Source organism: Dactylosporangium darangshiense (assembly GCF_039537565.1).
In the GTDB taxonomy this organism is placed as follows: Bacteria; Actinomycetota; Actinomycetes; order Mycobacteriales; family Micromonosporaceae; genus Dactylosporangium; species Dactylosporangium darangshiense.
In genome coordinates, this window is the sequence record NZ_BAABAT010000087.1 from 1 (window position 1) to 22,255 (window position 22,255).

Sequence of the window (22,255 nt, forward strand, 5' to 3'; positions counted from 1 at the left end):
CCGATCTGCCATCGAGCCTCACTGACGAGGATGAACCCGTCCCCCCGCAGGTCCTCGCCCTGGCACCCCGGCTGTCCGCCGCGGACGCATTCGCAGTGGTCACCCCCGAGTACAACAGAAGCTTCCCCGCCCCGCTCAAGACCGCCATCGACTGGTACTACACCGAATGGCAGGCCAAACCCGTCACCTTCGTCGCCTACGGCGGGGAGTCGGGCGGCCTGCACGTGATCGACCAGCTACGTCAGATCTTCACCGAGCTGGACGCCGTTGCCATCCGCGACGCCATCAGCCTCCCCAAGTACTGGGAAATGTTCGCCCCTGACGGCACCTGGCCCAAGACCGCCTCCGACTGCAACACCACCATCACCACCACGCTGGACCACCTGTCCTGGTGGGCCCACGCATTGCGAGACGCCCGAACCAAGCACCCCTACACCACGTAGACCCGCTCCCACAGCCTGCAACACCAACGACGAGGGCCTCTCAGCCCTTTCCGATGATGAAGGAGAAGACCGTGAGTGACGATGTCGCCCAGTACATCAACCAGGCACAGCCGTGGCAGATCGATGTTTGCGAGAAACTACGTGCGCTGGTCGGCCAGATCATTCCGGATGTCGAGGAGCGGATGCAGTACGGCAAGCCGCACTACCTCAAGAACGGGCACCACGCGGCTGCCATCGCGGTGGCCAAGGACAAGGTTTCGTTCCTGGTGTTCAACGCCACGGACATTCCGGAGGTCAAAGGGCTCCTTCGGGCATTGGGCAATGGTGAACGCAAAGCCGTCGATATCAGAGAAGGGCAAGACGTCGACTATGACGCACTTGCCAGCGTCCTGGAAAAGACCGCGACTGCCCTGTAGCCGCCAGGGTGTCTGCCATGCAGGACCTGGTCCTGGCACCGCGAGCCCAGGCGGCGACCGTCCCACTGCCCGGTCCCGTCACAGGTCGCTTGGTCGGCAGCGCATAGGTGCGTGCCAGCGCATGCTGGGTCAGCTCCTCCGCCGGGCTCGGGTCTTGCGTGAGCAGGTAGGCGATTCGGTAGAGCCGCTGCGTGCCCGCGGCCATGAAGGCCGCGAACTTCGTGTCGCGCTTGCCGTCCGCCGGTCGTCCACAGGTCTTCGCATGCCCTCTCGACTGCGCACGGCCGCGAAAGGTTCCGCGCCGCCGGCAGAGCTCGGCCACGGCGGGCGGCCGGTGCCGAGCAGACGGGTTCGCCTGCGAGCTGGCGCCATCCCGGCGCGGCCAACCCGACACCGAAACTGACCTCGATCACGCCGGGATGGCGCCAGCGCGGACGGCCTCGACGACCTCGACGTCGTCCGCGCTGGCGGGACGAGCAAATTCGCACGCGCCGTCCCGACCCGGCGCGCACCCCTGACCAGCGGGGCCGGACCCTCGTTGTCGGCACAAACGACGGCATCACCGTCCTCCGCCTGTCCGGAAGCTGCCTCCTGACCGACACGCCGGGGTGTGCCGGCACCTCCTGGTCCAGACGACCCGCGCATCGGCTATCGCAGTTCCCGGCGACTAGGGAAGAAGGGCAGAACCCTCCCTCCACCGGCCGCCCCTCCAGCGTCGTACCGATTGAGGGAGGGCACCGTGACCCAGCAGCACGATGCGGCGCGGCGAAGTTTCGACGACTTCGTCCGCGCCGAGAGCGAAGCGTTGATTAGATCGGCATACCTGCTCGTTGGCGACCGCCACCACGCCGAAGACCTCGTGCAGACCGCGCTCGCCAGGGCGGTGACCCGTTGGCACAAGATCGACGATCCCCGGGCGTACGTGTACCGCGTCCTCTACACCCAGTTCGTGAGCTGGTGGCGCCGGCGGCGGATCAGGGTGGTCGAGACGCTCACCGCGGACCTGCCCGAGCGGCAGGCCCCGGTCGGCCCGGACCAGGAACTGGGCGTAGTGCTACGCCAGGCGCTGAGCCGATTGACCCCGCGCCAGCGGGCGGTGCTCGTGCTGCGCTTCTATGAAGACCACAGCGAAGCCGAGACCGCTGCACGCCTCGGCTGTCGGATTGGCACCGTCAAGAGTCAGACCAGGCACGCGCTCGACCGCCTGCGCCGGCTCGCACCCGAGCTCGTTGACCTGGTGGACCCGAAGGTGGAGGTGGGGTCATGAGGACCGAGACGCGGCTGCGCGAGGGCCTGCGGGTGCTCGCCGGTCAGGCACCGCCCGCGGCGGTCCCCAAAGACTTCTTCGACCGGGCACACCAGCGCGCTAGGCAGCGTTGGGCCGTGCGTGGCATCGCCACGGTGGTCACGCTGCTCACCTTGACGATCGGCCTGGCGTTTCGTCCTGGCGGCTCCGACACGCCTGGCGGCCCCGCGCCGGTCACGGTCGGCCTGCCGAGCGCGCTCCACGTGCCGCCGATCTGGACCGCGCTGGTTGATCAGTCGCCACCGGGCACCGCCGCCGTGATCTTCGGCGGCGCGGCTACGACCGACGGTTGGAACGAGGGCCGTTTCGCCGTGGTGGCGGCCGGGAGCGACCGCTACCGGGTATTCAACGACTTCACCTACACAGCTCCCGGGTTCGAGGCGCTGCTGTCCCCGGACGGTGACCTCATCGCGCGCAACCGGACAGTACGGTCGCTGCGCCCCGGACGTGAACTCTCGATCGCCCTGCCCGGCGACCCGCGCGCCTTCTCCCCGGATGGGACGCGACTGGTGTACGAGACAGGGGAAGGTACGACCGATATCGATGGTGTCCAGCACCGGGAGAGCAGGATCGCCGTCTACGACCTTGCCCGCCGGACCGAGATCGCCAGCATCGACAACGCCGACAATCTCGAGCCCACGGCGGCGGCGCTGTCGCCCGACAACAGTCGCCTCGCGATTCAGGTGCGCGACCAGATCCGGCTCTACCGCTTGGACAGCCCCTACCCGGCGCCGTACGCGACCGTGCAACTGGACGCCGAGACGCTGGCCGGACCCGGCGCCTGGCTGCCCGGCGGCCGGTCGTTCGTCACCGCCCGACGCGGCTCCGGTGAGACCTGGCGGCTGGTGTCACACAACGCCGACACCGGCGCAGCCCAGCCGGAGGGCCCATTCCCGGACATGGTCAACGCCCAATACATTCGGGTCATCGGCTGGCGCGCCGACGGGAACGCGATCGCCGTCGTCGGGGTGCCACGGCCAGGCGCGCCGCCGGCCATGCTGTTCCAGGACCACCCCTGGGTTCCGTACCCGAACAGCGACACCGTCCGCGTCCGTCTCGTCGCGCTCGCCCCATCCGCATCCGAACCGATGGTGCTGTTGGAGACACCCACCGGGGTGAGCGATCTCGACGTCGCCGCCAACCTCGCGATCTCCGGACAGTTCCGCACATCCGGCAGTCCCGACTACGGTCCGCCGGCACCCTTCGTCGTGGCTGCCGGAGGCATACTGCTGTTGCTGGTCGGCGCGCCGTTGCTATGGCTGGTGCTGCGCACCCGACGGCGCATCACGAAAGGCAAGAGCCGCGCCAGACTCGTCACCGGGTGAAGTCCGACACGGTTGAAGCCTTTGTCCAATGGGCGTGCCTCGGTGGCGGGCGGCTCGCCGACCGCACTATGGGGGCGGACGTGTCCGGGTTGGCGAAGTCCACCGTGGCGTAGCCGACATGGAGCTGGGATCGGGTTGTTGGTCGGCTTCACCAGCCCTGTTCGGGGCGATGGAGCGTGGGTGGCCGGACGTTGGCTTGTCTCGTACATCTCGAGATGCGTCGTGTTGACATCTTTTGGTGGACGCCGAGTCGTAGGTCGCCGTCGCCGGGGATAGGTTCGGCTCGACCACCTCACGAAGCCAGTACGACAGATAATCGCCAAGCGTCTGCATCTGTGTCGCGACCGGACCGGCAGCCGCCCGGCTCTGCAATTTGCTTGACACAAGCTGATCTATGAAAAATCCCGTCGCGTCTTCAAGACCCTTGACTCAGGCGCCGATCGCCAAACGCGACAGTGTCGCATCCATCGACCACCGGCGACCTATTCCGATCATGCCTCCGCTATCCGTGGATCCGAGTCGGAGGTCGGCGTCCGAAGCGGAGTTTCCACGGCAGCAGGGCGGACTCGGCCTGCACGGCGAAGGTCATCTTCGACACACCCGCGGTGCGTTCCTCGAAGCGGATCGGCACCTCGGCGAGTCGCATCCCGCGCTGGACCACGCGGTAGTTCATCTCGACCTGGAATGCGTAGCCGCTACTTCGGACGGAGGGCAGGTCAATGCGGCGTAGTGTGTCCGCCTTCCACGCCTTGAACCCGGCTGTGGCGTCTTTGACATCGAGGCGGAGGATCATGTCAACGTAGAAGTTGGCCCACGCAGACAGTGCCCGACGGTGCCAACCCCAGTTGCCGGCGACGCTGCCACCGGCGACGTACCGGGAGCCGAGTACGACGTCGGCCTCGGTGGAGGCGAGCGTTTCCAGCATGACCGGGATGACCTCCACGGGGTGGGAGAGGTCCGCGTCCATCTGGATGATGACCTCGGCATCGCCTGCCAGCGTTTGCTCGAAGCCCGCCACGTAGGCACGTCCGAGGCCGTCCTTTTCCCGTCGGTGCAGCACGCTGACCTTGCCGGCAGATTCCAGCGCCAGCTTGTCCGCGACGTCGCCGGTACCGTCCGGGGAGTCATCGTCGACCACGAGAACGCGCAGGCCGGCCATGTTCAGGTCGCTCAGCGCTCCCACGATCCTGGGCAGGTTGTCCCGCTCGTTGTAAGTGGGCAGGACCACAACGACGTTGCGGCTACTGCTTGTCATCCACGCTCCATTGCTCCGGGCCGGTCTCGAGGTCCGAGCCGACCGGCTCAGCACCTGTTCGGGACAGCGTCGCTAGACGTCCACCGCTTCGGCATGGCTCAGGCGATCCAGCCGCCGTGTAGGTAGAAAGCCAGCAGGCAGCCCTGCAGCGTCAGGCCGGCGATTACGTACACGCGGTTGATCAGCTCGACGCGGGCCAGCACGGCGAGGGTGAGGAACATCGGAAAGACCTCGAGCACGTGTCGAGCCACCGACATGAGCCGCTCGTTGGGCTGGGACATGACCGGGAAGCAGATGAGAAACAGGACCTGCGTGAGGGCGAGCAGCGGCAGGGCGAATTGGTCGCGACGCACCTTCCATGGGCCGACGACGGACAGCACGAGCAGCGTAAGCATGAACAGCACGGCACCGAGGCCGAGCACGTTGACCTGCCCGGTGGACAACGGGACACGGGAGACGGCATTCGCCGATTCGATGACGGCGAACCAGGGGGCGTGCAGCTCACGGAACCAGACCTTCTGTGCGTGTATGAACGCGAGCGCGTCGCCTTCCGCGAGGTACGTGTAGGTCATATAGGCGAGCAGACCGCCCGGTACCAGCAGCACGGCGAGTGCGTCGAGGCGAAGCTTCCAGCCGCGTTGGCGGACGTACTCGAAGACGAACGGCACTGCCAGCAGAAGCCCGGCCGACCGTGTCCCGGACGCCAGGGCACACAGCGACCCCGCGACCCACCAGCGACCGGAGCGCATGACGGCGACCGCACCGACAGCCAGCAGCAGGAACAGCGAGGAGGGATACGGCGACAGCAGGAAGAAACCAGTCGGGAACACCGCCAGGCACCAGCTCGCCCGACGCGCGACGGTCGGGCCGAACTCCCGCTCGGCCAGCCGGTGCAGCAGCAGGTAGGCGCCGAGCAGCGCGAGAGCCGACACCGTCAGTGCCGCGTAGAGGGACGGCCCGGGCACGAACACGTCGAAGCCGCGAACGAGAAGCGGGTAGAGCGGGAAGAACGCAGCGATCCGCCCGTCGCCCCACCGAGCGGCGTAGCCGTCATCGGCGATCCACTGGTACCAGCCCCAATCGTACTGGCCCCAGGCCATGAACAAAGTGTGCGCCGACATAGCCTTGCTGTCGCCGATACGTGACATGACGGTAAGCACGCAAGCAGCGAATACACTGGCAAGCCAGACCGACCCGGCCTCGCGCAAGGTCCGCGCCGCGTCGGTCGCGCACCACGCCCGCCACCGGTGTTTCCACGGCCCCGGCCGCCGGCTGCGCGAGAGCTGCTCCACGGCCGGGGCCGCCGCCTGTTGCGGCACGCTGGGCACGAAAGCGTAGGTCAGATCTGCGGATGCCGCGCTGGTGGGTCCCGGTGGCGAGGAGCTCGTGGAGTACGTCGAAGCGACGATCTTCCTCATGGCTGCCTCCTGATCAGGGTGCGTGCCGTACGGCGTTCGCCGGCTTGTGTGGTGCAGGGGACTTGGCCCGGGCGTCCGCGCAATACGTGGGGCCCACCAGGACAGTGGTCCGCCATGACGGTGACGGTGGTGCTGCAGTCTGCGGCGACCTGTCCAGGTGCCGTCCGGATCGGACAACGCCAGTACCTGGGCCGGCCGAGGCGGCTTCGACGGGTCCTACCGTGCCGCAGACCGCTTACGGCTTCTTTCCGGTCGCTTTACGGCGCTGCCACGACACCCGCGTACGAGGCCGCAACGGTCCCGGTAGGCGGCCGTCGGAATCTCGAGGAAGCCGGGCTTCCGATCAATGCCAGCTGTCTCGATCCGGCGTGCGGCGCGCTGCTGGTGCCCGTCACGATGGACGTGCCAGAGTCACCAACGAGAAGCCGCCCGTCCGGCTGCTGAACCGCGCCCAGGCCCGCCACGCGGCTGGCGCAGCCGGCCACGGATGGGGCCCCTGTGCACCGGATACGGCCGCATCGACCTGGCCGTCGAGGGGCCAGCTGAGGCCGTCGTGGCCGAACCCGGCGCTGACGGTGGCGCGGCCCTGGAATTGGCGGGCGCCCGGGTTCGGCGGCGGGGTCTCCCACTTCTGCAGCGCCGTGGCGAAGGCGTCCTGCCTCGACCGGCCTTCGAAATGTAGCTCAGCGATTCAGGCGTCTCAGCGTTTTCTGTCCGTGGTGCCTTGTTGACGCCGCAGTTGCGGCTCATGGCCCGTCGCACGCGCTTCGCGGTGCCGCTGAGGTCCATGGGTTCGTTCCCCGGACCTCGGCGGTACCGCATGACCCGCGCCGACTCAGCCGGCCGTCTCTGCTTCGGCGCCCGGTCGGGTCGGCCGGTAGGTGAGGACGAGCATGCCCGAGCCGAACGTCGTGCTGTCGGCCAGCTCCAGGGTCGCCTTCGTGCCCTGCCGGAACAGTCGCTGTCCCTCGCCGCGGATGACGGGGCAGACCCAGAGCTGGTACTCGTCGAGGAGGCCGTGCTCCATGAGTGTGTCGGTGAGCCGGCCACAGCCCCAGATGAGGATGTTCTCGCCGGGCTGTTCCTTGAGCTTCGCCACCTCGGAGAGGAGGTCGTCACCGTGGATGATGGTCGAGTTGTTCCACTCGGCCTTGTCCAGGGTCGAGGAGACAACGTACTTGGCCATGTTGTTGACCCGGTCGCCGTACGGGTTGCCGCCCATGTTCGGCCAGGACGCTGCCATACCTTCGTACGTGACCCGCCCGAGCAGCAAGGCGTCGGCGCCGAAGAGCAGCTCAGCGGCGTATGCCTGGCTCTCGCCGTCCGAGTACTGCATGAACCAGAGCTGCGGGTTGTCGATGAAACCGTCCAGCGTCGTGTAGGTCGAAGCGATGATCTTCCGCATGGTTTCCTCCGTGTCGTGAAGCAGTGGTGTCCGGTTCGACGGGTCCACTGTGCTGGACGCCATTTACGGTGGACTTCTCGCCGGTTTACGGCTGCGCCCCAGCGCCTCGGAAGCGGGCGTAAACCGCGGCAGCATGCGCGTTATCGTGGCCGTCATGCGCTTTGGGGTACTCGGGCCGATAGCGGTGTGGACGAACGGCGGTGAACCGGTCGCGGTGCCCGGTTTGAAGGTCCGCGCCCTCCTGGCCGATCTCCTGGTGCACGAGGGACGCCCGGTGCCCGCCGACCGGCTGATCGACGACCTGTGGGGCGACAACCCACCCAGCAACCCGACAGGTGCGCTGTCGGCCAAGGTCTCGCAGCTGCGCCGTGTGCTTGAGGACGCCGAGCCGGATGGCCGAGCATTGGTCGTGCACCACCCGGCGGGATACCTGCTCGAAGCAAACACCGACGCGCGCCGTTTTCAGTCCCTGATCGCCGAGGCAGGCCCGACCGGCGATCCCCGGGTGCGTGCGGCGCTGCTGTCCGAGGCGCTGGCGATCTGGCGCGGTCCGGCCTTCGCCGACTTCGCCGATGAGCCGTTTACCGTGGCCGCCGGCGCCCGGCTGACGGAGCAACGGCTGACCGCACAGGAGGACTGGGCCGAGGTGCGGCTGGCGCTGGGTGAGCACGCCGCGCTGGTCGGGGAGCTCAGCGAACTGCTGGTCGAGCATCCGCTCCGTGAGCGGCTGCGTGCCGCGCACATGCGCGCCTGCTACCGCTCGGGGCGGCAGAGCGAGGCGCTCGACAGTTACGAGGAACTGCGCACTCGACTGGACGACGAGCTGGGGCTGGCTCCGAGCGGCGACCTGATCGCCCTGCAGCTGGCGGTTCTGACCCAGGATCCGGCGCTGGCCACACCGGTCGTACCGATGTCCTCGACGGCTCGGCCCACCACAAATCTGCCCGCGCCGCTCACTGACCTGATCGGCCGGGACACCGCGGTCGCCGAAATCCGCGCTCGGCTTGAGACCGACCGGCTGGTGACGCTCACCGGTCCCGGCGGCGTGGGCAAGACCCGGCTGGCGTTGGAGACAGCCAGACAGTTCCTCGCCCCCTCCCCCGACGCCATGCCCGGCTCCTTTCCTGACGGCGTGTGGCTGGTCGAGCTGGCCGCCCTTGACCGGCCCGCAGACCAGGATGCGATGTCCCGCCTGGCCGAAACGATCATGGCGGTGCTGGACATCAGGGAAGCCGCCGGTCCGGCTGAGCCGGTGAGCGCCGTGGACCGGCTTACCGAGGCGCTGCGCCAACGACGGCTGCTGGTGGTGCTGGACAACTGCGAACACGTTGTCGAGCCGGTCGCCGAGCTGGCGGAACTGCTGCTCAAGGCCGCTGCCGGATTGCGGCTCCTGGTAACCAGCCAGGAGCCGCTCGCTCTGGCCGGTGAGGCGATCTGGAGTGTTCCGCCGCTGGAGGTTCCCGGCCGCACCGCCGACATCGCGGCACTGCAGCGGACCGGCTCGGTGCGGCTGTTCGTGGCGCGCGCATCCGCCGCGGTCCGGGGATTCGCCCTCGACGCGGACACCGCTCCTGCGGCCGCGGTGCTGTGCCGCCGGCTGGACGGCATCCCGCTGGCCCTGGAACTGGCGGCGACGAGGGTGCGGGCGCTCGGCATCCACGGCCTGGTCGATCGCCTGGATGACCGGTTCCGGTTGCTGGCCACCGGCCATCGGGGCGCCCCGCCGCGCCAGCAGACCCTGAGGGCAATGATCGACTGGAGCTGGGAGCTGCTGACCGGCCCTGAACGCATCGTGCTGCGCCGGCTGGCCGTGCATGCCGAGGGCTGCACCATGGAGGCCGCCGAGGTCGTCTGCGCGGAGCCCGGTTTGGAGGTGGTCGACCTCCTTGCTCGGCTAGTGGACCGGTCCCTTGTGGTCGTGGTGGACGGTGCCGAAGGGTCGCGGTACCGGCTGCTGGAATCGGTGGCGGCATACTGCGTCGAGCGCCTCGAGGAGGCGCAGGAGATCGAGCAGATACGGCGTCGGCACCGTTGCTACTACCTCGATCTGGCCGAGCGGGCTGAGCCGTACCTGCACGGGTCCGATCAGCGGCGGTGGCTGCGGCGCCTCGATGCCGAGGCCGCCAACCTGCGCACCGCGCTCAACGCCGCGGTCAGGGACGCAGACGCGAACAGCGCGCTCCGCCTTGTCAACGCGCTGACATGGTACTGGTTTCTTCGTGGCCGGCTGACCGAGGCCCGCAGATCCCTGATGGCGGCACTCTCGGTCGCCGACAAGGCGTCAAGCGCGGCGTCCGAGCTACGGGCCAAGGCACTGGCCTGGAACGCCGGCATCGGGTTCCTCCATGGCGACGTCGCCGACCGGGAGGACCGCCGCCGGGAGGCCCTGCGGCTGTTCGAGGACACCGGTGACCAGCGCGGCCGGGCCAGAGCCGAGTGGTTCCTGGCCTACGCCGGTATCGGCTGCGGCGACCTGACGGCAGCCGAGGACCTCCTGAGCCGGGCCCAGCCGACCTTCCAGGCCCTCGGCGACCGGTGGGGGACGGCCGCGGCCCTTGCCACCCGGGCAACGCTCGCGCACGTCCGGGGTGACCTGGCCGCGCTCGAACGCGACGCCGAGCGGAGCGCGGAACTGTTCGGTGAGCTCGGCGACCGCTGGGGCCGGTTGGAGGCCACCGGCTGGCTCGGCGCCTGGGCCGAGCTGGTCGGTGATCATGACCGGGCCTACCGACTGCACCGCGACGGGCTGCACATGGCCGAGGAACTGGGGCTGTGGGCCGAGTTTGCCGGGCGACTGGCCTGGCTCGGCTGGATCACCATGCAACGCGGTGGCTACTCGGAAGCGGCAGAGTTCTGCGAGCGGGCGCTGCGGCTGACCGTCGAGCAGGGCAACCAGGGCGGACAGATCTTCGCCATGATCGGGCTTGCCTTCGCCGCCCGCAGAGACAGCCGCCTCGACGTCGCCGAGACCCACCTCCGCGGTGTGCTCAGCCGAACCCCACGCCAGGATGGCGGCGGGCCCCCACCGCCGCACCTTCCCATGATCATATCCGAGCTCGGCTTCCTGGCTGAGCAGCGCGGCGAGGCAGCGAACGCCCTCGCCTTGCACCTGGAGTCCCTCGACATCGCAGCCAAGTTCGACACCTCCCGAGGCATGGCCATCGCGTTCGACGGCGTAGCCGGTGCGCTGGCCCTCGCCGGCCGTCACGATCGCGCCGCCCGGCTCCTGGGTGCCGCGGCGGCGATGCGCGAGTCCAGTTCGACACCGCTGGTGCTCGCCGAACGTGTCGACATCGAACGGATCACCGCTCGCGCCCGAGATGAGCTCGGCGAGAACCGCTTCGCAGCCGAGTTCGAACGCGGCCGCACGCTCACGCCCGATGAGATACGGACCCTGACAGGTGGCCTGAACGGCGTCTGACACTGCAACGGCGCCGTCGTATCGAGCGGCCAGAACGAACTTGGCGAACTCGCGGTAGATCTCGTTGCTCATCAGCGGGGTCTGGGGGGCAGCGCCAGCCGACCACCACCGGATACCGCCAGCCGGCCAACGGCGCCTCCTCCGCCGTGGCCGCGAACGCCACCCCGATCCTCAATCGCGATCCGCTTGCGCGGCCGAACGTACTCGTGCCGGTTGACGCACCGGCGACCCCTATGTAGATGCCTGAAGGGTTGCGAATGACGACTGCGGTGGCGAAGGTCGTTGCCGCACTGCTGGCGGACCCGACCGCCGATCGGTACGGGCTGGAGCTTCTCCGCGCCACCGGGCTTCCCAGCGGCACGTTGTACCCCTTGCTGGAGCGCCTGCAGCGTGCCGGCTGGGTCGAGGCGCATTGGGAGCAGCTCGACCCGGTGGCCGCCGGCCGGCCGGCGCGCCGCTACTACCGGCTGACCGCTGACGGGGCGGCGACCGCGCGCTCCGAGTTGGCGGCGCTGTATCAGCAGCTGGGGCCCGTGCAACAGCCCTCGACCCGACCGAGACCGGCGTGAACCGGTTGGTGCGGGCGGCCGTCCACGTCGCCTGGCGGCGCTGGCCGGCGCAGCTGCGCGACGAGCGGCGCCGCGAATGGGAGGCGGAACTCGCGGTACTGGCGAGCGAGCCCGACCGCAGCCGACTTGCCCGCACGGTGGGCCAGCTGCGGTACGCGTTGAGCCTCGCCTGGTCACCGCCGGTGGAGGACGAGCACGGAATCCCCCGCGGCTGGCCCGAACTGCTCCGCGTTCTCGGTCGCGCGGCGCGTGCACCGTTGGCGCTGGCGGGCACCGCGCTGATCGGCTGGGCGACTGTCGCGACACTGGACGCCGTGGTAGAGGCGGCGATCGCGTTGCGGTCGAACGTATCGTCCCGTGATGGCATCGATTGGCTCGCCGCCGGACTACATGGCGTCGTGCTGGTCGCGGTCGCCGGCATCGGGATCGGCCTGTTCGGACGCTGGCTGGGCCGGCGGCTCCCGATGAGCTGGGCGCACCGCGGCTGGTTGAGCGAGACCAGTTCGGCCGTCGTCGCGCCGCTGCTGCTCGGCGCGCTGTTCCTCGCGGTGGACCGGCTCGCCACCCCGGACGTCCAGGACGCTCCCGGCATCACGACCTACCTGCCGCCGGATGTAGTGCCAGCCGCGCTGGTCTGGGCGGTCGTGGTCGTGGCCGTAGCGGTGACCGTAGTCCGGCTCACCGGCCGCCGACCTGAGCCGGCCACAGAAGGCAAGCCGGCCGGCGGACACGAGCCGGACCGGCCCAAGAAGCGGCGCCGGCCGGCACTGGCATGGCTGGTCAGCGTCGGCGGCGGCGCGCTCGCGCTGTCACTCGCCGGGATCGTCGCCGGGGCGCGAACGGCCTCGCGGGTCGGGCTCGACCTGACGAGTGCTCCACTGTGGACCCCGCAGGCGCTGCTGTTCCCGCACGGCAGCGGCCCGGCCTACGGCCCCCGTTCACAGGGCTGGGTTGCGTCCGATGAGGTGGTCGGCTTCGTCGCCAGCACGGTGCGGCCGCTGTTGCTCGCGACGGTGCTGGCGATCGCCTACGCGGCCGTGGCCCGGTCCCGCCCAGCGCGGGCAACCGTCCGGCTGCCGAACGTCGACGCGGCCGGAATCGCCCAGCCCGGCACGGTGCGTTTGCCAGCCGCCGACACCGCCAGCATCGCCCTACGCGGCCCGGCCCAGCTGCCGGACGCCGACACGGCCGGGATCACCAGGCCAGGCCTCGCCCGGCTGCCGCTGGCGATCGCCGCGTCCGGCGTGCTGCTGTGGGCGTACATGCTGACGCTGCTCACCCCGCACCTGGTGCTGTTGGACCGCGACCAATTCTTCGGCCAGCTCCACATGCAGGCGCACGACAACCGCCTGGCTGCCCTGCTGGTCGCACTCCTCGGCCTCGCCGCCGCCATCGCGGCCCGGGGAGCGGTCGTGGTGCCGGCGGCGTTCAGCGGCCTCGTATTGGTCACGGCCGACACCCTCATCGACCGCGCCGACCTCGGCGGTCCGACCGTGTTCGTGGCCACGGCCGGAGCCGGGCTCGCGGTCCTCGGCGCCGCTGATTGGCTCGCGGTCCGCCTCAGCCCGACCCGGCCAGCACCGGACGCCGAACCAGCGCGGCCAGCACCGGACGCCGCGAATCGCACCCGGCCCGCACCGGACGCAGTGAACCGGACCCGCCTCGGCGTCGCCGTGCTCGCGGCGTGGTGTGCGCCGATGGCTTTCGCCAACGCCAACCTGCTCTACGACGCCCGGCTGATCCCGTTCGGGCTGCCGCTCGGGGTCGGCCTGTCGGCTGCGGCATTGCTCCTGCTGGCGGCCGCGTCCGTCCGAACCCTGGTTGCGCGGTGCACGCCGCCGCTCGTGGCCCTCCCGGTGCTCGGGACGCTGCTCGCCGCGGTGGCCTGGCGCATCCCGGACCTGCCGCTCCTCATGATGGTCAGCGGGCTCGCTCCGCTGGCGGTGCTGCTCACTGTGGCCGCGGCGCGGTGGGACATCGGCCGGCGCTGGGTCTGGCTGCCGGCGGCGTTCGGGGCGCTCGTGGTGGGCGTACCGGCGATCTATCTGCAGCTCTTGCCGGCGCTGCTGGTGGGCAGCCGGTTGATGAACGCGGCTGGCTACGGCAATCCACCCGACGGCATGCTCATGGTGCCCGGTGCACTGCTCTCGGGTCTCGGGTTGGGCGCCCTGTTGGCGACGGTCGTACTCCGCGGGCCAGCCACCGAGGACGTCGGAGCATCGACCACGTGAAGCCTGAGCCGGGGCGGATCCCTTGGAACCGCCCCGGTCCCGTTCCAAACGAAGCAGTCTGCATCACAACCACCCGCGAACTTCTCGGTCAGGCCGGAGGTCGGACTGTCAGTGCCACGTCATGCGTGCATGGTTGCGACGCGGTCGATCGCTGCGGCGAGCCGGGTGACCCCTTCGCTCACACCGCTGTCGGCCAGGTTGCCGTAGCCGACAACCAGTGTCGAGCCGGCCGGTTCGGTCGCCGTGCGATAGTCGGCGAGGTTGCCTACCCGTACATCTTCCTTCGCGGCGAGCGCGACCACGCTGGCCGCGTCGGTGTCGCCGAGATGGAGCAGCAGGTGCAATCCGGCCGCCGCGCCCGACACGCGGGCAGCGGGCAGTTGCCGGGACAGTTCCGCCAAGAGCGCGTCGCGGCGGGCCCGGTAGCGCCGCCGGCTCGCCCGGAGATGGCGGTCGTAGACCCCGTTCTCCAGCAACGCAGTGAACGCGAGCTGGTCGAGGACCGGCGGCGGCAGTTCCATCGGGTTCGCCGCCCGGATCGCGGCCGCCCAGCGGTGCGGAACGGTGAACCAGCCGATGCGCAGGGCTGGGGAGAGCGTCTTGCTGAGCGAGCCGAGCAGGGCCACACGGGAAGGCGCCATGCCTTGCATGGCAGCGACCGGACGTCGGTCGTAGCGGAAGTCGGCATCCTTGTCCTCTTCCAGAATGATGCCGTCGACTTCGTCCGCCCAGGCGATGAGCTCGGCGCGGCGGGCCGGTGCGAGGACGGTGCCCGTGGGGAACTGGTGCGCGGGGGCCACGATCACCGCCTGGATCCCTGACTGCGCACGCAACAGGTCAACCTGCAGCCCGTCTCCGTCGACGTCGATCGAGACGGGCACGAGCCCCGCGTCGGTGATGGTGTCGCGGGTACCTGGCCAGCCAGGCTCTTCAACGGCGACATGGGTGACGCCGCAGGCTCGCAGGGCGCGGGCGATCCGCGTGACCGCCTCGGTTGTGCCCGCACAGATGATGGTGTCGTTGGGTGTCACGGCTGCGCCACGTGAGCGCACGAGGTGCTCGGCGAGGGTCCGTCGCAGGTCCCGGTGGCCGGCGGGCTCCAGGTGGCCGAAGTCCGGATAGGCGGCCCGCACGCCGGCCCGGTGTATCGCCGCCGACCAGTGGTGGCGGGGAAACGCCCGCAGGTCCGGCAGCCCGGGGGCGAGGTCGAAGCGCGGCGGTGGTGCCGGCGGCGCCGGCGGCGCGGGTCGGGTCGCAGCGCTCCCGGCGCTCGAACGCACGCGGGTGGCGGACCCGGTGCGCGACTCGAGGTAACCCTCGGCCGCCAGCTGTGCGTATGCCTCGGTGACGACCCACCGCGAGCAGCCCAGGTCGGCGGCGAGGGTGCGGCTCGGCGGCAGCGTGCTGCCGGCTGGGAGCCGCCCGCTGGCGATCGCGGCACGGACGGCCCGGCGCAGCCGGTCGTGCAACGGTCCGGCCGCCTGCCCGTCAAGGAGCAGCAGCAACATCTCCGCGGCAGGATTGGATTGGTTTTCCAGCACAATATTGGACGGTACTACCGATCCAGCGTTCCCTATGGTGGCTGCTACCGCCACCCGAGGGAGCCGCTCATGGTGATGTCCCCGGTGCCCCGTTTGGTCGCCTGCGACCTCGACGGGACCATCGTCCGCAACGATGGCACCATCTCCGCCCGGACCGCCGCCGCATTCGAAAGGGTCGAGCGGGCGGGCGCGCGCTTCGTCCTGGTCACCGGCCGACCGCCGCGCCTGATGGGTGCCGTCGCCAAGGCGCTCCCACACCACGGCATGGCGATCTGCTCCAACGGCGCACTCATCTACGACCTGTACCACGAGAAGGTCATCGACGAGCACCTCATCCCACCGGCACACCTCGCCGAGGCGGCCCGATTGCTGCGCTCGACCGTCGGCGGGATCGGTCTGGCCGTCGAGTACGCCGACGCGCTCGCCGGCGACACCCGCTATGAGCCGCACGCATGGGACGCCGGGGTCACCCTCCAGCGGCTCAGCGACGCGGAGCTGTTCGGCCGCCCCGCACCCAAGCTCCTCGGCCGCCACCAGGTGCTCTCCGCCGACGAGTTGCTGCGGCTCACGACGCCCGTCCTCGCGGGGATCGTCACCGTCTACCACTCGAACGGGCCACGGCTGATCGAGGCGACCGCCACGGGCGTGAGCAAGGCGTCGGCCCTGGCAGAGCTGGCCGCTCGGTGCGACATCGACCCTGCCGACGCCATCGCATTCGGGGACATGCCCAACGATCTGCCGATGCTCGCCTGGGCAGGCACCTCGTACGGCGTCGCCAACGCGCATCCCGACGTGCTCGCCGCGGTCGACCGGGTCATCGGCGCAAACGATGACGACGGCGTCGCGGAGGTCCTCGAGCAACTCTTTCCGGTACGGTCATGAGCGGCCGGGCAGCGAGGGAGCGCTGGGCTGTCGCGGCGGTATTCGCAGTGCACGGCACGGTGCTCGGAACATTCGCGTCGCGGCTGCCGTGGATCGCCGACCACCTCCGCCTCGGCGCGGGACAGCTCGGCCTGGCCCTGTCGATGATCTCGGTCGGCGTGCTCCTGGCGACCCCACTGGCCGGCCGGTTCGTCCAGCGATTCGGCGGCCGGACCTCGACGATGGTGACGCTCGCGGCGTGGTGCACCGCACTGGCACTGCCGGCGCTGGCGCCCAACGTGGTGGCCTTCGCAGCGCTGCTGCTCGTCTTCGGCATGACCAGCGGGACCGCGGACATGGCGATGAACGCACAGGGCATCGAGGTGGAGAAGCGGCTCGGCAAGTCGATCATGTCCGGGCTGCACGGGTCGTGGAGCGTCGGGGTACTCATGGCAGCATTCGCCGGTTCGTGGTTCGCGCGGGCGCGGGTCGACGCACGCGTGCATTTCGCGGTGGTCGCGGCCGCGTTGCTGGTGGCCGGTCTGATCGCCGCGGCCAGGTTCAGTGGACCGCCCGCGGCCGTAGACGAGCCGGAGCAGGCACCGGCGCCTTGGTTTGCAGTGCCGAAGGGGCGGGTCCTGCTCATCGGACTGGTCGGCTTCTGCGCGGTCTTCCCGGAGGTCGCTGCGAACGACTGGTCGGCCATCTTCATGCGACGAGTCCTGGCCGCCGACGAGGCTGCGGCGGCGCTGGCGACGAGCGTGTTCGCCCTGGCCATGACCGGCGGCCGGCTCGGCGGCGACCTCGCGGTCCGGCGCTTCGGCGCCGGCCGGACGGTGCGGATCTGCGGGCTGGTCGGGGCCACCGGAGCGCTGCTCGTCGTCGTCGCCCACACGCAACTGCTGGCCATGGCCGGGTTCATGCTGATCGGGGCGGGCGTCTCGGTTGTCGTGCCGCTGGCATTCGCCGCCGCCGGTCACGCCGCGGCAAGCCCGGCGGTCGGTGTCGCCGGTGTGGCGACGGTCAGCTACGGCGCCGGACTGGCAGCTCCCAGCGTCATCGGTGCGGTGGCGGCAACGACCTCGCTACGGGTCTCGTTCGTGGTGGTGGCGGTCCTCGCCGGGCTGGTCGCGGCAGCAGCCGACCTCCTCGACCGGCGCCCAGAGCGCAGCGAAGCCGAGCCGACCGAAGCCGGTTCCGGTCCGTTGCGGTGAGGGCCGGCATCCGACGTCCGCCCACCACCCAGACCGGTACCGCGTACGACCGGGAGACTTCGTCACCACGGCATTGCCCAACGGCGTGGAGTTCTACGCCACGACGTTCGCGCTGTGGAAACTCGGGGCGATCCCGCAACCCGTCTCACCGCAAATGCCCGACCGGGAACGCGCCGCCATCATCGAGCTCGCCGACCCCGCACTCATCGTCGGCATCGCACCTGGTACCCACGGCGACCGGCCCACCGGCTACCCGGCCGACCCCGGCCTATGCAACGCTCCGATAGAGCCGGACCGTGTGCCGCCGGCCTGGAAGGCGCCCACCTCGGGCGGCAGCACCGGTCGGCCCAAGCTCATCGTCTCCGAACTGCCCGGTGCGATCGTGCCCACCGAGGTCGGCGAGCTGCTTGGCCAACATGACAACAGCGTGCAGCTCGTCACCGGACCGCTGTATCACAACGCGCCGTTCAACTTCTCGATGTACGGCCTCTTCGCCGGGCAGCATCTCGTAGTTCTGCCGAGATTCGACCCAGTGGCCACCCTGGAGGCGATCGAACAGTACCGGGTCGACTGGATCAGCCTCGTCCCGACCATGATGGCGCGGATCTGGCGGCAAATCGAGGACGCCCCGGGTCGCTATGACGTCAGCTCCCTGCGCCAGGTATTCCATGGCGCCGCTCCCTGCCCGCCGTGGCTGAAGGAGGCGTGGTTCGATCTGGTCGGCGCCGCGAACGTCAAGGAGATGTACGCCAGCACCGAGGGCCAGCTGACCACATTGATCGACGGTGACGAGTGGCTGCGGCACCGCGGCTCGGTAGGCCGTCCCATCCGCGGCGAGGTGCGGATTCTCGACGCGGAGGGTACGACGGTACCGGTGGGCGAGGTCGGCGAGATCTTCACGCGTCCCGGCGAGGGCGCAGCGCCGACCTACCGGTACATCGGCGCCGAAGCCCGGACCCGCGACGGCTGGGACTCACTCGGCGACCTGGGCTGGCTCGACACCGACGGATACCTCTACATCGCCGACCGGCGCACCGACCTCATCATCACCGGCGGCGCCAACGTATACCCGGCCGAGGTCGAAGCGGCACTGCTCGCCCATCCAGCCGTCATGAGCTGCGCCGTCATCGGCATCCCCGACCACGACCTCGGGCAACGCGTCCACGCCGTGGTCCAGGCGGAAACGCCCGTCACCGACGACGAGCTGCGAGGGTTCCTCGCAGACCGGCTGGTCCGGTACAAGATTCCCCGGTCGTTCCGATACGTCGAGACACCGCTCCGTGACGACGCTGGCAAGGTCCGCCGCGCCGCCTTGCGGGAACGGGAGACTGCTTCGATGCGGTGACGCGGCGCATCAGCAGGGGTGGGCCGGGAGGCAGTGTCGCGGCGCACCAGGCGGCGATTGACGGACCCGGGAACGGCGGGCCAACGGTGGGAACCTCGGTGACTCGTGCCCGGAAATGCCGCCGACCGGGGTCGCCGCCGCGTTGAGACACGCGGCCGAGCCTTGTCGTGGGCGCCGGCGCGGGAATCATGCAGCGGGTCAATATGCCTGGAGTCGTATCAGCGTTGGACGTGCGGCAGACGCGCGAGCGACCGGTGGCGGGCGATCGTAGGGACAACTCTTCATCGCTGCTCTGGGAGATTGCATGTCTGATGGTGCCCGTATGGCAGTCATGGATTCGGCGACGCGGAGAACGACAGTACCGGCGTGGCGGTCGCGATCCGCTGCGGCAGCTTGTCTCGCGACGATGGTCGCCGCGGCTGTGGACGCTGCGGTTGCCGGCGCGGATTACACGAATGGCTTCGCACCGCCAGGGGTTGCCGCGCTTGCCGCGTTCCTCGGGTTGGTGGCCGTGCTCGGCGCGGCCGGTTGGCCCCGGGAGGGCCTCATCCCGCGCTGGGCCGTGCTGACGGCCGGCTGGTGCGGCTGTGTCCTGTTGGTGTGGTCGGTGGGTGGGATCGTCTTCGACGGGTTGCGTGCGCTTGCCGTGCTCGGTGTTCCGGGTCTGCCCCCGGTTGTCGACTGGGCGGGCTTCATGACCCGCGCGTTCGCCTTGGTCGCCGATGTGCTGCTGGCGAAGACGGTCCTGTCCTATCAGCGGACCTCGCGTGCCGGCTGTCCGCGCTGCGGCCGCATCCCGGCTGTTGCGGCACCGACCGGAACGTGGCTCGGCTATGCGGCCTGCCTGCTCGCGCTGCCGTACCCGCTGTTGAAGGTGTACTGGTCGATGGGGGGCACGGTGGCCGGCTCAGTGGTGGCCGCCACGTCGGTCGAGGGGTTCCCGATCGGAGAGATCGTGATCTTTTCCATGGTCGGGCTGCTCGCGCTCGCGCTGGTACAGCGCTGGGGCCGTGTGTTCCCGCGGTGGACGCTGCTCGGCGGCGGTTGGACGGCGACCGGTGCGCTGGTCACCATGGGAGCGCTGGCGGGATTCGGATCTTTGGCGCAGGCGCTGGGATTGGTCGATGGACCGGCGCACTTGGCCGGCGCCGGGTGGGTCGTGTCCGTGGTGTACGGCTCCTGGTTGCTGCTGGGCGTGGCACTCGGGGGTGCTGTCGTGTCCTACCAGCGGCGCACACGCAGGCGGTGCGGCCGGTGCGGCGGCTGACCGCCACCGGTCGGGTGCCCGTTTACGCTGCTGGCATGCCACGGTGGAGGGTCACCCGACCGGGTCAGGTCGACGTCCTGCTGGCGGCTGTGGTTGGTGCTCCGGTCGCCGCGCTGTCGGTGTTCATGGTGTTCGTGTCGATGCCCGATGCCCGGGCCACGGTGGTGGCGGTGTCGCTCGTGGCGGCGCATTCCGCCCTGGCCGTCCGGCGGATCCGGCCTGCGGCCGCCTTCGGCGTCACGTGTGCGGCGTTCGCCGTGCAGGCCGCCGCGACCGGCCTGTTCCTGCTCCTGCCGTCGGCGTTGGTCTTTCCGGTCGCGCTGTACTCCCTGTGCGCGTACGGCAGCCAACGCACCCGGGTGCTCGCGCTGGGTGCCGGAATCGCCGGCGCGGTCCTGGTGACGGTCCGTTTCACGAATGACGCCAGTGTCACGGCGGCCCACCTGCGGCCGAGCCCGTTGCTGGTATGTGGTCTGCTCCTCGCTGTCGTTGTCGCCGCTTGGGGCCTGGGCCTGTTCCGCCGGACGCAACTCGCCTACATCGCACTTCTGCGCGAGCGTGCTCTGCAGGCCGTAGCGGAACGCGAGGAACGCGAGGTGCTGATGCTGTTGGCACGAGGCGCGGCCAACGCCGAGATCGCCGCCCGGCTGTTCCTCGCCGAAGGCACCGTGAAGATCCATGTCGGCCGGATCCTGGCGAAGCTCGGCCTCCGCGATCGGGTCCAAGCCGTCATCTGGGCCTACGAACACCGGCTCATCCGCCCCGGCAGCTGACGTCCACCGGGCCCGCGGGTGTTGACCTCGGCGGGCCCGTTGAGGTGGTCCCGCAGCGGATCAACGACCAGCAGGTCGACGAGACGACCTGGGAGCGGCGGCGATTCGGCTCGGCGATCCCGCCGGCACCGAAGCCCCGCCGTAAACACGCCGTAAGGCCCAGCCCGCAGAGTGGGTGGCGCCGACCTGGCCACTGCGGGGCATCGCCCCCAACTCCCAGCGACCGCAGCGCCGCCGGAGCAAGCCACCGAAAGGACAAAAAATCATGACATATCCAAAACCACACTATGCCGGCACCGAGGGCGAGATCACCACCAGCTATCGCCCGGCTGGCAGCAAGCCGGACCTGACCTATCCGAGCGGCAACACGGTGCACTACCTGGCAACGGGTGCGACGACGAATGGCCAGTTCGGCCTCTATCGGTGGGAGATGGGCCCTAAGCCCAGCGGTCCGGACCCGCACTTCCACCGATCGATCTCGGAGTCGTTCTTCATCCTCTCCGGATCAGTGAGGATCTACAACGGCACCCGCTGGATCGACACGAAACCCGGAGACTTTGTGCACGTCCCCGAGGGCGGGGTGCACGCGTTCCGCAACGAGTCGGGCGAGCCGGCGTCGATGCTGCTGCACTTCGCGCCCGGCGCGCCACGGGAAGGCTACTTCGAGGGGCTCCTTGACCTGGCCGGGGCAAGCGAGGAGGAGAAGACGGAATTCTTCCTCCGCCACGACACCTTCTGGCTCCAATCGTAGGCAGCCGAACGACGACAACCGTGTCATCAATGTTCCCGAACGCTGCGGTGGATGTGGGTGTGTCGCAGCCGGTCGGGTCGCGGTGGTTCCGTGAGGCTGGCGGGATCGGGATGCCAGTGTGTTGCCGTTGTGGGGCCGGTTTCTGTCCTTTGAGGAGCGTGAGCAGATCGCCTTGCGCAGGGCGCAGGGCGCAGGGCGCTGGAGTCCGGAAGATCGCCCGGGAGTTGGGTAGGTCACCGTCGACGATTGCACGCGAGCTGCGTCGTAACGCGGCCACCCGTGGTGGGAAGGTGGAGTGTCAGGCCACGCCGGCCTCTGCGTTTGCCTTCAGGCCTCTTCGCCAAGCAAGGGACCGCTGATATTGGCCCTGCTTGTCGACGGCCGCTGCTTGACGGCCACCTCGAACGGGTGCGTGCAGCGGCGGCAGGCGACTTCGCAGCGGAGCGGCGAGGAAGACCCAGCCCATCGTGGCGAGTCCTGACCATCGCCGCCGGAGCGTGCCCGGCCGCCTGGCGTGGTATGACTTACGGCCGCCGGCTACGCAGGGGCAGCGGTGGACCGCCCAGTAGCGCACATCCGCTCATCGGCTCCATCGAAAATTGATGCTGAGATCGGTTATGCCGCTCCTTGTATGGGGTTGAGGGTGACGGTGTAGCCGAGTTGGTTGAGGGCTCGGATGGCTCGGTGGCGGGCGCGGTCGGGGTCGCGTCGCAG

The 22,255-nt window shown here is 69.7% G+C and carries 17 protein-coding genes and 2 pseudogenes; 15 read left to right on the forward strand and 4 right to left on the reverse strand.

Annotation, left to right across the window (positions count from 1 at the left end; translation table 11 throughout):
• The 4 genes from ABD901_RS56245 to ABD901_RS56260 all read left to right on the forward strand — a co-directional run.
• Nucleotides 1-443: NADPH-dependent FMN reductase (locus ABD901_RS56245; protein WP_345144190.1), on the forward strand; the 443-nt coding region annotated here is incomplete at its 5' end.
• Nucleotides 444-514: 71 nt separating this feature from the next.
• The gene (locus tag ABD901_RS56250) at nt 515-859 is read left to right on the forward strand and encodes a DUF1801 domain-containing protein (protein ID WP_345144194.1); all 345 of its coding nucleotides are present in this window, start codon (nt 515-517) and stop codon (nt 857-859) included.
• Between the two features lie 739 nt (nt 860-1,598).
• Nucleotides 1,599-2,126: a SigE family RNA polymerase sigma factor gene (locus ABD901_RS56255; RefSeq protein ID WP_345144196.1), complete on the forward strand. Its 528-nt coding sequence runs from the start codon at nt 1,599-1,601 to the stop codon at nt 2,124-2,126.
• Complete coding sequence (locus tag ABD901_RS56260; RefSeq protein WP_345144198.1) at nt 2,123-3,490, forward strand: WD40 repeat domain-containing protein; 1,368 nt, start codon at nt 2,123-2,125, stop codon at nt 3,488-3,490. The genes ABD901_RS56255 and ABD901_RS56260 overlap by 4 nt, the downstream gene beginning before the upstream one ends.
• Before the next feature lie 502 nt (nt 3,491-3,992).
• Here ABD901_RS56260 and ABD901_RS56265 read toward each other — a convergent pair.
• The 3 genes from ABD901_RS56265 to ABD901_RS56275 all read right to left on the reverse strand — a co-directional run bounded on the left by ABD901_RS56265 (nt 3,993) and on the right by ABD901_RS56275 (nt 7,568).
• Nucleotides 3,993-4,745, reverse strand: a complete 753-nt coding sequence (locus tag ABD901_RS56265) for a polyprenol monophosphomannose synthase (protein WP_345144200.1) — start codon at nt 4,743-4,745, stop codon at nt 3,993-3,995.
• Between the two features lie 98 nt (nt 4,746-4,843).
• Complete coding sequence (locus tag ABD901_RS56270; RefSeq protein ID WP_345144202.1) at nt 4,844-6,163, reverse strand: mannosyltransferase family protein; 1,320 nt, start codon at nt 6,161-6,163, stop codon at nt 4,844-4,846.
• Nucleotides 6,164-6,998: 835 nt separating this feature from the next.
• Complete coding sequence (locus ABD901_RS56275; RefSeq protein ID WP_345144204.1) at nt 6,999-7,568, reverse strand: dihydrofolate reductase family protein; 570 nt, start codon at nt 7,566-7,568, stop codon at nt 6,999-7,001.
• 49 nt (nt 7,569-7,617) lie between these two features.
• Here ABD901_RS56275 and ABD901_RS56280 point away from each other — a divergent pair, with 49 nt between their 5' ends.
• The 3 genes from ABD901_RS56280 to ABD901_RS56290 all read left to right on the forward strand — a co-directional run bounded on the left by ABD901_RS56280 (nt 7,618) and on the right by ABD901_RS56290 (nt 13,789).
• Nucleotides 7,618-10,989, forward strand: coding sequence for an AfsR/SARP family transcriptional regulator (locus ABD901_RS56280; RefSeq protein ID WP_345144206.1), 3,372 nt, complete (start codon nt 7,618-7,620; stop codon nt 10,987-10,989).
• Between the two features lie 257 nt (nt 10,990-11,246).
• On the forward strand, nt 11,247-11,558 hold the full coding sequence (locus ABD901_RS56285; RefSeq protein WP_345144208.1) for a PadR family transcriptional regulator: 312 nt from the start codon (nt 11,247-11,249) through the stop codon (nt 11,556-11,558).
• Nucleotides 11,555-13,789 carry a hypothetical protein gene (locus tag ABD901_RS56290; RefSeq protein WP_345144210.1) on the forward strand — a complete coding sequence of 745 codons (2,235 nt, stop codon included), beginning with the start codon at nt 11,555-11,557 and terminating at the stop codon, nt 13,787-13,789. The genes ABD901_RS56285 and ABD901_RS56290 overlap by 4 nt, the downstream gene beginning before the upstream one ends.
• A 119-nt stretch (nt 13,790-13,908) precedes the next feature.
• On the opposite strand, the gene pdxR is transcribed toward ABD901_RS56290, so the two are convergent.
• A complete protein-coding gene (gene pdxR / locus ABD901_RS56295; protein ID WP_345144211.1) occupies nt 13,909-15,330 on the reverse strand; it encodes a MocR-like pyridoxine biosynthesis transcription factor PdxR in 1,422 nt (473 codons plus the stop codon).
• 69 nt (nt 15,331-15,399) lie between these two features.
• On the opposite strand from pdxR, the gene ABD901_RS56300 reads away from it, so the two are divergent.
• The 8 genes and pseudogenes from ABD901_RS56300 to ABD901_RS56335 form a co-directional block, all read left to right on the forward strand.
• The gene (locus ABD901_RS56300) at nt 15,400-16,212 is read left to right on the forward strand and encodes an HAD family hydrolase (RefSeq protein ID WP_345144213.1); all 813 of its coding nucleotides are present in this window, start codon (nt 15,400-15,402) and stop codon (nt 16,210-16,212) included.
• Nucleotides 16,209-17,405 (forward strand): MFS transporter, encoded by a 1,197-nt coding sequence (locus ABD901_RS56305; protein ID WP_345144215.1) that lies wholly within the window; start codon nt 16,209-16,211, stop codon nt 17,403-17,405. The genes ABD901_RS56300 and ABD901_RS56305 overlap by 4 nt, the downstream gene beginning before the upstream one ends.
• A 55-nt stretch (nt 17,406-17,460) precedes the next feature.
• Nucleotides 17,461-18,324 (forward strand): annotated as a pseudogene (locus ABD901_RS56310) (AMP-binding protein); the annotation flags it as partial.
• A 126-nt stretch (nt 18,325-18,450) separates the two neighbouring features.
• Nucleotides 18,451-18,750: an AMP-binding enzyme gene (locus ABD901_RS56315; protein WP_345144223.1), complete on the forward strand. Its 300-nt coding sequence runs from the start codon at nt 18,451-18,453 to the stop codon at nt 18,748-18,750.
• Nucleotides 18,751-19,156: 406 nt separating this feature from the next.
• A complete protein-coding gene (locus ABD901_RS56320; protein ID WP_345144217.1) occupies nt 19,157-20,017 on the forward strand; it encodes a hypothetical protein in 861 nt (286 codons plus the stop codon).
• Nucleotides 20,005-20,790, forward strand: a complete 786-nt coding sequence (locus ABD901_RS56325; RefSeq protein WP_345144219.1) for a helix-turn-helix transcriptional regulator — start codon at nt 20,005-20,007, stop codon at nt 20,788-20,790. The genes ABD901_RS56320 and ABD901_RS56325 overlap by 13 nt, the downstream gene beginning before the upstream one ends.
• A gap of 265 nt (nt 20,791-21,055) precedes the next feature.
• A complete protein-coding gene (locus ABD901_RS56330; RefSeq protein WP_345144221.1) occupies nt 21,056-21,541 on the forward strand; it encodes a cupin domain-containing protein in 486 nt (161 codons plus the stop codon).
• A gap of 41 nt (nt 21,542-21,582) precedes the next feature.
• Nucleotides 21,583-21,855: pseudogene (locus ABD901_RS56335) on the forward strand (helix-turn-helix domain-containing protein); the annotation flags it as partial.
• Nucleotides 21,856-22,255: the final 400 nt, after the last annotated feature.